We start from the raw sequence: 12,070 nt of genomic DNA, 5'->3' as shown, positions 1-12,070 counted from the left end.
CATTCTTCAACGTTTCCGTTGCGGGCGCGGTCATACCGCCATATGACAACTCAACCTCAAGTTCAAGGCAGCAGCTCTGCGGTATCCGGCAACTCATGGTGGATGGGTATCCTTGGCGTCATCGAGCTATTTCTTGGCTTCATCGCCCTGGCCTCTCCCTGGATCGTCGGAGCCAGCTTTATTTGGGTAATCGGCATCATGCTGATGGTTCTGGCCGTCGTCCGGCTGATCCAGGTCTTCACCGTTCCCTCCTCACGGGGGTGGAACCTGGTGACGGCCATCCTGTACGGCATCGCCGGCTGGTTCCTGTTCCGGGACCCCAATATTTCCCTGGCTATCACCACGCTCATCATCGGATGGGGCCTGGTTATTGCCGCGGTCTTTCAGGGAGCCATCTGGCTTCAAACCCGTTCCCTGCCCGCCAGCGGGTGGCGGCTGTTCAACGTGATCATCACGCTGATCCTGGGCCTCATGGTCATCTTCGGCTGGCCTGAATCCACGGCCTGGTTCATCGGCACCCTGATTGCGGTGGAACTGATTTTCTCCGGGTGGACGCTGCTCCTGTATGCTTTCAGCGGCAATTCCGCCCGCCGTTAATCCAGACGACGACAATGACCCTCACCCAGGAAGAAACCGAACGGTACGCCAGGCATCTTTCCCTTCCGGAACTGGGAGAACAGGGCCAATACAAACTCAAACGGGCGCACGTCGCCCTGACGGGCCTCGGGGGGCTTGGCTCCCCGGCGGCCCTTTATCTTGCCGCCGCAGGCGTGGGGCGCCTGACCCTGATTGACCCGGACGAGGTGTGCCTTTCCAATCTCCAGCGGCAAATCCTGCATGCCACGGATGCGGCGGGCACAGCTAAAACAGCCAGCGCCGCCAGACGCCTGTACGCCCTGAATCCCTCCGTACGCATCAACACGGTCCACAGGCGCCTTACGCCGGATAACGCCGTTTCCCTGCTGGAAGGGTGCGACCTGGTTCTGGACGCTTCAGACAATTACGCGGCGCGCTTCGCCATGGCGGACGCCGCCTGCACCCTGCGCATTCCGCTGGTGTACGGCGCCGTGAAAGGCTTCATCGGGCAGGTGGCCGTCTTCGCCCCCCATCAGGGAACCGCCTGTTACCGCTGCCTCTTCCCGGCAGACACGCCCATGCAGGAAAAAGACACCGCCTCCGCCGCAGGCATTCTGGGCGCGCATGCGGGCATCATCGGCTGCATCCAGGCCATGGAAGCCCTAAAATATCTTGCGGGCATTCCCTCTCCGCTGGTAGGAGCCATGCTCTCCGCGGACACGCGGCGCATGCGCTTCTCCACCATTCCCCTGGCGCCTAATCCCGCGTGCAGATGCCGGACAAGCGGGGGTGCGGAGCCGCAATGAAAAATTGACGGCGACGGCGGCATCTGGCATCATTTCCAACAGGTATGAATCATTTAACACGCGCCAAATCCGTTTTTGAAATGGAGATTGAAGAGCTGCGCGGCGTCCTGTCCCGGCTGGACGACAATTTCAACAAGGCTGTGGACCTCATGTCCCAGGCGCTGGACCGCGGCAACAAGATCGTCATTGTAGGCGTAGGCAAATCCGGCAACATCGGGGCCAAAATCGTCGCTACCCTGAACTCCACGGGAACGCCCACCGTTTTGCTGGATTCCCTGAACGCCCTGCACGGGGATCTGGGCATCGTCCAGGACGGGGATGTCTGCATTGCCATGTCTTTCTCCGGAGAAACCTCGGAGCTGCTGGCCCTGCTCCCCTTTATCAAACGTTTTGAACTGCCCATCATTTCCATGACGGGCAACACGGCCTCCTCCCTGGCCAAATACTCGGACATCGTGCTGGACACGGGCGTTTCCCGGGAAGCTTGCCCGCTGAACCTGGCCCCCACTTCCAGCACCACGGCCATGCTCGTCATGGGAGACGCCCTCGCCATGGCTCTGGTGGAAGCGCGCCACTTCACCGCGCGGGACTTCGCCAAACGCCACCCCGGCGGCTCGCTGGGACGCGCCCTGCTCACCCGGGTGAGCGACATCATGCGCCGCGGGGAAGAAATGGCCATGCTTCCGGAAACCGCCTCCGTGAACGACTGCCTGAAAGCGATGACCACGGCCCACGCCGGCGCCTGCGTCCTGCTGACGGCGGACCGCAAACTGGCCGGCATCTTCACCCACGGAGACTTTGTCCGGGCATACGGGGCCAATCCCCTCATTGGAGAACAGCCCGTCAGCGGATTCATGACCCGCAATCCCATTTACGTCATGGAAGAAGACCTGGCCGCTGAAGCGGCGAAGGCCGTGAGCAACCGCCGCATTGACGACCTGGTAGTGCTCAATGCGGAAATGACTCCCGTGGGCATCATTGACCTCCAGGACCTTGCCAGGCTGAAACTGGTTTAAGCCCTCCCTTTCCCATTCCTTTCAGGCATCCGTGATTCAAAAGTAACAAATCAGTCACGGATGCCTTTTTCATTGAACGGAAGCTTCCGTTTCCACAATCTTAATTCCATAAACATGTTCCTGAAATTTACCATCGCCCTGCTTGCCTGCACCTGGGGCTTTTCCTGCGCACAGGACATCTCCGGCCCGGAGGAAAATCCCAATGCTCCCGCTGCGGAGGAAGCCCCGCGGGAAGTCCCTCTTCCGGACGGCAAAACGGTTCCCAAATTCGAACCCCTGGATGAGCACCGCATCAAAATAGGCCATGTGATTGTCAACCACAAGGAGCGCACCGTCAGTTTTCAGGCCCAGGTCAACATGAAGGAAGGAATTCTGGAATACGTCTGCTGCATGCCCAACGGCAAGCTGCATGAATCCCTGCTGGTGACGGAAGCGGATCCCCTGCATATCAGCCTAGGAATGACGCTGCTCAAATTCCGCCGTTTTGAAAAATTTTTCCCGGTGAGGGATGAAAATTTTGAATGGCTGCCCTTCACGGAACCCAAGCCGGAGGACTACGCAGACGCCTACGTGCAGATTGTCATGACCTATACGGAAAACGGCAGGGAACAGAAAAGCGATTTTTCCGACATCGTCGTAAACTCACAAACGCGGAAGGGCCTGAATCCCAGCGACTGGCTTTACACCAACTCCTTCTTTTACGAAGGCGCCTACCAGGCCAGCCTGAGCGGGGAAGTAATCTCCATTTTCGCGAGCCGTACCTCCCCCATCAACTACATCGGAGACTTCCATGACGGCGTCAACGACACGGGCTGGATCGTCAACCCGAAAAAAAACCTGCCTCTGGGCACGAACGTTACCATCACCATTTCCCAGAAACCGGTTCAACCCAGACAATAACACTTTATGTTCAAATCCGTACTTTCACTAACGCTGGCCGCCGCGCTGGGCACAGCCTCCTTCGGACAGACCACCCTGACGGCCGTGCCCGGAGAAGCGGCCTCCGCCAAATACGCCTCCATCAGCCAGGAAATCCTGCGCGCCATTGAAAAAGGGAACGAATACCTGAAAACCAGGCAGAACCCGGAAGGCTACTGGGCCCAGCCGTCCTACCCTGCTCTGACGGCCCTGGCGGTCACCGCCTACATGCGCGACCCCGCCAACCAGGGCAAGCCCCTTCCGGAATACATCCGGAAGGGATATGACTTCATCCTGAAATCCCAGAAAGAGGACGGCTCCATCTTCAACCGCGGCATGTCCTCCTACAACACTGCGGTATGCATGATGGCGCTGCTGGCCGCCAACAAGGAGGAATACGCCCCCGCCATCCTCAAGGGCCGCGCCTACCTCATCAAGCAGCAAAACCATTTTGCTCCGGACAACCCCTACAACGGCGGCATCGGCTACGGGGATAAAAAAGCTCCTCCCATTGCAGACCTTTCCAACACCTCCCTGGCCCTGGAAGCCATTTACTACTCCCAGAAGCTCGCCAAAGACGGCAAATACGGGGAACAGCCGGATCTGGACTGGAACGCCGCCACGGAATTCATCAACCGCTGCCAGCAAAACCCGGCCGTCAACAAGGAACCCTGGGTCTCCAGCGACAAATCCCAGCTCGGAGGCTTCGTGTACCGCCCGGGCGTCTCCAGCGCCAGGGACAGCAAAAGCGCCGCGTTTGACAAGACGGAACCGCCCAAGGCCTACGGCAGCATGACGTACGCGGGCATGCAGTCCCTCATTTACGCCAATGTGGACAGGAACGATCCCCGCGTCAAACTGGCCCTCAAATGGCTGGAAAACAGCTACAATCTGGATGAAAACCCCGGCATGGGCGTCCAGGGCCTGTACTACTACTACCAGGCCATGTCCAAAACGCTCAGCGCCATGGGAATAGACACCCTGACGCTGGAAGACGGCCGCAAGGTGGACTGGCGGGATGAACTGGCCAACAAGCTCATCTCCATCCAGAAAAGCGACGGCTCCTGGGTAAACACTAACAACCGCTGGTGGGAGGCGGATCCCATTCTGGTGACTTCCTACTGCGTGCTGGCTCTGGAACAGCTTTACCATTCCATTCCCCGGTAACGGACCGCTTCATCCCGACTTCAAGGGCCGGAGAGGGAGGAAATGACCTCCTTTTCCGGCCTTTCCCATGCCCGGAAATGAACGTCCCATGGAATAAAAGGGTCTTTTCCTCAACCATTTCAAATCCATGGACACCATTGATTCCATTACCATGATTGCGGCGGCGTGGGGGTTGCTGGTCCTTCGGCTGACGCTGGCCCTGATCCTGTGGCCGCACGGAGCCCAGAAAGTGCTGGGCTGGTTCGGGGGAGCGGGCTGGGACGGCACGTACCAGGCTTTCACGGAAAAAATGGGCATCCCCCCCTTCCTGGCCAAGGTGGCCATGCTGACGGAATTCTTCGCCCCTATCTGCCTGGTGCTGGGAGTCTTCACCAGGATAGCGGCGCTTGCGGTCATCATCATGATGGCCGTCGCCATGACCAAGCACGTTAAAAACGGTTACTTTGCCAACTGGTCCGGTAAAAAAACCGGGGAAGGGGTGGAATTCCACCTGCTCTATGCCGGCTCCGCCCTGGCGCTGCTGCTGACCGGTCCCGGCCCGTGGTCCGTAGATGCCTGGTGCATGGACATCGTGCACGTTATCTTCGGCTGACGGGGGCAGTGCATCCCCGGCTGGGCATAGGACATAATTTCCGGTTCTCAAATCCTCTGTATTCCGGTATTTATGGGGAGGCTTTCTTTTGCCCTGTTAACCCTTCCCGCCATGACCAGCCATAAACGCTTGAAACTCCGGCAGTGCACCAACTGCGAATGCGTCATCAACGGAGTATGGAAATGGGTGGAGGAATGCGCCCGCGCGGCGGCTGAGGAAGAACCCGCCATGCGCGGCATTCTGGACGACGTCTGCCTTTCCCGCAATTCCCTGGCCACTTCCATCTCGGCGCGGCTGGCCCGCAAGCTCTCCCGCCGGGACATGCCGCGGGAGCTGATTGAGCCCCTTATCCGGGAAGCGCTGGCGGAAGACCAGAACATCCTCAGCCAAATCGCCCAGGACCTGATCGCCATCGTGGACCGGGATCCCGCCTGCCGTACACCGCTGGAACCCCTGCTTTTTTACAAGGGGTTCCACGCCATCACCACGTACCGCATTTCCCATTGGCTGTGGCAACATGACCGGACGATCATGGCCCTTCAGTTCCAGAGCCTGGCCAGTGAAGTATTTGCGGTGGACATCCATCCGGCGGCTACCATCGGCTGCGGCATCCTGCTGGACCACGCCACCAGTTTCGTAGTGGGGGAAACCGCCATCATCCGGGATAACGTCTCCATCCTGCATGAAGTCACGCTGGGCGGCACAGGCAAGGAGGAAGGAGACCGCCATCCCATTGTGGAATCCGGAGTTCTTATCGGCGCGGGGGCTAAAATACTGGGGCGCGTCACCATCGGCGCCTGCGCCAAAATCGCAGCCAGCTCCGTTGTTCTGGAAAATGTCCCTCCCCATACCACGGTAGCGGGCGTACCCGCCGTTATCGTCAACGACTCCATTCCGGACAATCCCGCGCTGGACATGAATCAGTGCCTTTGCAACTGAATAGATAATGGATTAGAAATCCGTCACTTACAGCAGAAAATAAATTAAATCCGCAACTTCGCGAACATCAGCGGGAAAGGTAAATTCTGAAAAGACCAGACATAATATAATAGTTTCAACCTCAATGCATTGAAATTCTCAATGCGCTTATTTTGAATATTTTGAGTTGAGACCGGATTTCTAATTCGCATACTGCACGGGATATGCGTTTAAGATTACCCCTCTCTCTAAGGTCTGCTTTGCTTGCATGCAGCGTCCTGTTTACAACCGTGGCTTCCGCCTCCGTTTCAGACGGAAACCTCGGCAATGTCATGTACATAGGGGACTCCATCACCCATGGCGTCAACAGCGGCTCCTGGCGCTGGGCCATGCACAAAATTTTCACGGACAACGGCATCAGCTATACTGAAAAAGGCATCATGACCGACAATTTCAGCGGGGGCGTGGCCGCCGGCGCCTCTTACGGCGGTAAGATTTTCCAGAATGTCCATTCCTCTGCGGCTTCCGCAAGAACTTATGAAATCGCCGGAAGAGCGAACGGCAGCAATTACGGACGATTTGACGGGTCCAACATCAAAAACTGGCTGGGCCTGAGCACGGAAAAGACCAAGGGAGGAACCTATGCAGGCCAGACTTTTACCGGGGCCGATAAACCGGACACGTTTTTCCTGCTCTCCGGGACCAACGATCTCCTTTCCGACGGCGATAATAATTTGCTGCTCTATCGTCTGGATGGAGTTTCCTCCCTTTTGCTGGGCGACATGGATTCCATCGTCTCTTCCATCCGTACCGCCAACAGCCAAGCAAGCATTTTAGTGATGACCATTCCCTGCTGGACGCAACATTCCAACGGGAACCTGGCTGAAACGCACCAGGCCGTAGCCTCCTACAACGAATCCCTGAAAAAATGGGGGGCGAATAACGCCGCCAATGGCGTCAAGGTCATCGACATCAACGCTGGCATCATCGATGTAGCTTCCTCTACACCATTCTACGGGGTTCGCTCCATGTTCAACAATCCCACGGCGGACGGGCTGCACCCGAATGCCCAAGGCGACCTCCTGATGGCAGGCAACCTGGCCAAAGGCATGGGCTATGCCGGGCGGTCAGCCGGGCAGGAAAGGAAAGCCGCCCATGAGCTGGAGGTCAACTTCGGACAAAGCCCTTCCATCACCCAGCAGACGCTGGAGGCCAACGGCTTCACCGCTAATAACGTTACCATCTCCAATAATACGGTCAACTTCAACAAATCCGGCAGCAGCTCCCTGACCTATAACTGGGGAGCCGCCCAGGGACAGGACAAAGGCTACACGGTAGATTTCACTCTGCGCCTGGGCAACGGGGCCACGGGCGGCTGGGACACCACAAACAATTTCTCCCTGAACCTGGGAAACGGAACGCTGAACATTAATGAAGCGTATATCCAATGGGGCAGCACCATTCTTTATTCCAAAGACATGTCCGCCAATGCGGACTCCATCCGCGTAGCCTACGTGGCGGGAGACCGCGCCAACGGCCTGGACGCGGGCTATTACATCTGGCTGGGGGATGTTCTCATCGGGGAAGCGCAGACGGCAGCGGGGGGAAGTTCTTCCGGCCTCACGTTCAGCTATTCCGGCACGCTGGACGCCATCCTGTCCAATCTGGCTTTGGACGGTTCCCTTTCCTACGCCCCCTCTACCACCGGCATTACTGGCCCTGAATCTCTTTATCTGGCAAATGGCGCGTCTCCCTCCACTCTCAAACCGGGCATGATTGAATGGACTGCGGGAACCGCCGCCACCGCCGTAGCCACTGCCGGAACCAATGCCACGTATAATGTCCGTAACACAACCAATTCCAACATTGCCAGCATTACGGGCACGGGAAGCACCAAATTCATTTACGCCAATAACGGCGCTTACGGCAGCGCGGGTAACCGTCAGGACCTGTGGGTGACGCTGGGAGCGGGAACCAGCAGCACCAACGGCTGGATAGGCGGCCATACAACGGGAGACCTGTACGGTGACATCCACCTGCGCCTGGCGGAGGGGGCCATCGGCAAATCCACGGTATTCGGCGTTGTGAACGCCGGAACCGTTCACGGGGACATTTACCTGGAATTCTCCTCATCCACCGGGGTTTACGATACTTCCTTCACCACCGGAGAAGCGGACCGCACCTCCGTGGCGGGCTCCTATGCCTCCGCCGTGAACGGGGACATCACCATGGTGTTCAATGACGGCGTATTCTCCCACCGCATTTTCGGCGGCTTTTACACGGGAAATAAAACCATCTCCGGCTCCGCCTCCCTTTTCATCAATGGCGGAACGTTCATGAATGAAATCTACGCCGGGAACAAGACGGACGGCACCATTTCCCGGGGAACCAGCCTGACCGTCACGGGCACGGACGCCATTCTGGGCAAGGCTGACGGGGATAACTGGACATGGACACTTCTGTGCGCAGGCAATAAAACCAGCGGCACCATCAACGGAGGCACCACGATCACCCTGAAAGATATCGCCGCCACTACCGGAGCCGGAACCGAACATCAGTTCGACAAATATGCCGGCATCATCGACGGTAAGGGAGCCGGGACGGTGAATGGGGAGAAGAAGCTCATCTTTGACAACTACGCCGCCAACTTCCTGGGAACGCTCCAGAATTTTGACAAAGTACAAATTACCGGGAATTCGGATCTCTCGCTGGACAAATCCCTGGGGAATACCGTCACCTCCCTGTCCGTGGACGCAGGTTCCTCCCTCCGGTTCAACCGGGACCAGGACGCCACGCTGGACATCACTAATAACGGCACAATCCGCACCTCGCACAACCTGACCCTCAAATCCGCAGACACCGGAACCGGGACCTATCAGGTGGAAGGAGGAACGCTGGACCTGGCCGGGCAGGCCGTCTCCGGGAAAATATCCCTCTCCGCGGGGACGCTCGCCAATACGGCGGGACTGGGAGCCGGAAGCGTTTCCGTCTCCGGCATCACCGGGAACGTTAACCTGGGCGGACTGGACGGCAGCAAGCTGAACTCCATTAACATGGGCAGCGGTACAGGAATCATTTCCGGTCTGACGGGCCATGCGGACCTGTCCGGTTCCGACACGCAATTGAGGCTTTCCGCCGCCAACATGGACGCGGACGGCACGGGAATCATCCAGTTCAATGACGCGGACAATGCCAGCTTGACGCTGGGCAACCTGACCCTGACGCTGACGGCGGATGCCGTGGCGCTCCTCGCCGCTCCGGGGGACTACTCTTTCCACGTCACCAACGCCGCCCTGCACGCGGATACCAACCACATTACGCTGAGCGAATACAACGGCATGGCGTGGGACATTACCCGGACGGAAGGCGGCCAGGTAATCATCTCCTTCGGCCAGTTGCTGGACGCCATGGTCATTGATAAGGGAGCTTCCAAAAACGTCACCTCCGCCAACACTCTGGCGGCAACTCCCAGCGTCACCAACAACGGAACGCTGAACATTGACCTGTCCGCGGCCACCGCGCCGGAAAACAAAACCACCATCATCCGCTACCTGGCCGGCACGGAAGCCGATGCCGTCGTGAATACGGGGACGGACAGCGACGTGATCATCACTCTTCTGAATGAAACCTCCGCAGATCCGGACAAACCGGGCAACACCGCTTATGCGGGTTCCATTGAAGGAGCGGCGCAGCTCGTCAAGGACGGGGAACAGAGGCTGACCGTTGACGGCAGGGTAACCGCCTCCGCTCTGGACGTGCAACAGGGAGAACTCGCGCTCCAGAACACGAAGGAAAGTTCCATCATCTCCGGCGCCCTGAACGTGGAACAGGATGCCGCGCTGACGCTGAACGCTGCCTCCCTGGCCGCCGGGGATCTGGCGGGCTCCGGCTCCATCACCCTGAACGGGGGCGCCCTGCTCTCCATCGCCAGGGACACTCTTTCAGACCTGACGCTCCACGCAAGCGTCACCGGCTCCGGCACCCTGAAACTGGACAACTGCAACCTGATTCTGGGTACGGACAACAATCTGGGCGAAGACGTACTGCTCCATCTGGGGGGCGGCAGCCTGCGTCTGCAGGACGGCTCCGCGATCGCGCTGGAAGGGCTCCACCAAGAGCAGGAGAACGGCGCGCTCCACCTGGGGGCTGACGGACGTCTGAAACTGGCCTCCAACGACGGAAAAACCTACTCCTTCAAAGGCGATATCACCGGCACGGGAGCCATTACCCATCGGGGCGAAGGCACGCAGATCATCCTTTCCTCCGGCAACGCAGGCGTGGACGTCAGCCATACCCGGACCGGCGGTCATCTCGTTCTGGGAGACAAGGATCTGGCAGCAAACGGCCTCATGACCTACAGGGATATTTTCATCGGCAGCAACACCCGGGACGCCTCCGACCTGGACGCCACGGCAGACCTCTCCCTGATGAATAATACCACGGCCAACACGCTTTCCATCGCCTCCAACGGCAAACTGTACCTGGGCGGCAATCCCAACCAGAGGGCCGTTCAGCTCGTGTTGACCGGCAACAACGGCGGCGTGGCGGCCGCTCTGGCCTCCGGCGCTTCCCTGGACCTCACCGTCAATACGGAAACGCTGACCAATAGCGCGGACAACGCCTGGGCCGCCTTGAAGGCGGAACACGGCTCCATCCGCATCAACGGAACGGATCCGTCCATTAACGTCAACATTTACGGCCTGGGCGCCGCCGGAGACTGGGCCATCCTGCCGGAATTCACCGTTAACGCCTTCTATGCGGAAAACGGACTGGTCACGGCGGACGGGGAAACCTGGACGGAGGACATGGTGAACCTGACCTATGCCGGCTTCGCCAACCTTGTCTATGACATCAGCAAGAAACTCTCCGACGACGGCAAGCTGTTCCAGATCCACTTCACCAAGCAGGGAGACAGCCCGCTGAAAGACTTCGCCTCCACGGACAACCAGCAGGGCGCGGCGGACAGTCTGTGGGCCGTCACCTCCTCACCGGAAAACATCACTCCGGACATGATGGAATTCCTTAACGCCATGGGCAACGCCCAGGCCATGGGGAATGCGGAAGCTATCTGGTCAGCCCTTTCCTCCTATGCGGGCAGCGGCATTACCGCCCTGCATTCCGCCCAGAAGGGAGCCCTCCGGGACCAGGTGCTTCACCTGCGCAACCGCCTCTCCCAAATGGGAGTCTCCCCGCAGTACATTCACGATGACCTGCCCGGCTTCAACGCCTGGATTGAAGGGGAAGGCGGCTACCGCAGGCTGGATGACCGGACGGACGAATCAGGCTACAAGCTCAGCACCTGGGGCGGCACCTTCGGCTTTGACGTAACGTGCAGCGACAGCTTCGTATGGGGGGCGGCCTTCTCCGCCAGCTATGGCGACCTGGACGCCTACATGGCGAACGGAGACCTGGACTCCTACTACGGCAATCTGTTCTTCCGCATCCAGTCGGGCCGCTGGGCGCACAACATCATCCTCACCTGCGGATGGAACGACGCTTCCCTGGACCGCACCGCGGGAATCCCCGGAGCCGGCATGTACACCATGCACGGCAGCACCAGCGGCAGCAGCTACGGCGCCTTCTATGAAGGCACGTATGACCTGTACCTGAATGAGAACAACACTTCCGCGCTCCAGCCTCTGGTGAATGCCTCCGTGTACAGGAGCCGGATGGACGGCTTTACGGAATCCGGCGGCCTGGGCATGAACGTGGATGACATGGACTCCACCTTCGGAACCGTGGGAATGGGCGCAAGGCTCCGCGGAGAACTGTCCGCCAACCTGACGGGCCGCGCCTCCCTGGGTGAACTGCGGGTGCAGGTTGTCCAGCTTCTGGGCGACCGGGACACCGCAGCCGTCCTGGCGCCCGCCGGCATACCCGGCGCAGGGTTCCGCGTAAACGGAGCCAGGGAAGGAGCCACCGGCGTGCAGGTCGGAGCCGGAATCACCATTCCGGTGGGTTATACCGGTTCCATCTTTGCAGACGTCAATGCGGACTTTCGCAGCCGCGCCAACAGCTTCAACGGAAGCATCGGCTACAGGCTGACCTTCTGACCGACTTCTTCAGGAGTATATATC

The 12,070-nt window shown here is 59.0% G+C and carries 8 protein-coding genes; all 8 read left to right on the top strand.

Translation table 11 applies throughout. The annotated features are described in order from the left end of the window. Positions 1-42 precede the first annotated feature (42 nt). The 8 genes from CI070_RS12445 to CI070_RS12410 all read left to right on the top strand — a co-directional run bounded on the left by CI070_RS12445 (position 43) and on the right by CI070_RS12410 (position 12,046). Positions 43-597, top strand: a complete 555-nt coding sequence (locus CI070_RS12445; RefSeq protein ID WP_094136903.1) for an HdeD family acid-resistance protein — start codon at positions 43-45, stop codon at positions 595-597. Between the two features lie 14 nt (positions 598-611). Then, the gene (locus CI070_RS12440) at positions 612-1,382 is read left to right on the top strand and encodes a HesA/MoeB/ThiF family protein (RefSeq protein WP_094136902.1); all 771 of its coding nucleotides are present in this window, start codon (positions 612-614) and stop codon (positions 1,380-1,382) included. Positions 1,383-1,426: 44 nt separating this feature from the next. Next, complete coding sequence (locus tag CI070_RS12435; RefSeq protein WP_046436727.1) at positions 1,427-2,398, top strand: KpsF/GutQ family sugar-phosphate isomerase; 972 nt, start codon at positions 1,427-1,429, stop codon at positions 2,396-2,398. A 114-nt stretch (positions 2,399-2,512) separates the two neighbouring features. Then, entirely contained in the window at positions 2,513-3,298 is a 786-nt protein-coding gene (locus CI070_RS12430; protein ID WP_143245681.1) for a YdjY domain-containing protein, read from the top strand. Positions 3,299-3,304: 6 nt separating this feature from the next. Continuing rightward, positions 3,305-4,483, top strand: coding sequence for a prenyltransferase/squalene oxidase repeat-containing protein (locus CI070_RS12425; RefSeq protein ID WP_094136900.1), 1,179 nt, complete (start codon positions 3,305-3,307; stop codon positions 4,481-4,483). 127 nt (positions 4,484-4,610) lie between these two features. Continuing rightward, positions 4,611-5,075, top strand: coding sequence for a DoxX family protein (locus tag CI070_RS12420; RefSeq protein ID WP_218823933.1), 465 nt, complete (start codon positions 4,611-4,613; stop codon positions 5,073-5,075). Positions 5,076-5,186: 111 nt separating this feature from the next. After that, positions 5,187-6,014: a serine O-acetyltransferase gene (cysE, locus tag CI070_RS12415; RefSeq protein WP_094136991.1), complete on the top strand. Its 828-nt coding sequence runs from the start codon at positions 5,187-5,189 to the stop codon at positions 6,012-6,014. 269 nt (positions 6,015-6,283) lie between these two features. Further along, positions 6,284-12,046: an autotransporter domain-containing protein gene (locus tag CI070_RS12410; RefSeq protein WP_179219382.1), complete on the top strand. Its 5,763-nt coding sequence runs from the start codon at positions 6,284-6,286 to the stop codon at positions 12,044-12,046. Positions 12,047-12,070 lie beyond the last annotated feature (24 nt).

The sequence above is a fragment of the Akkermansia muciniphila genome (assembly GCF_900184965.1).
Lineage (GTDB): Bacteria > Verrucomicrobiota > Verrucomicrobiia > Verrucomicrobiales > Akkermansiaceae > Akkermansia > Akkermansia muciniphila_A.
Note: the sequence above shows the minus strand (reverse complement) of the source record. Positions and strands in the feature narration are given on the sequence as shown.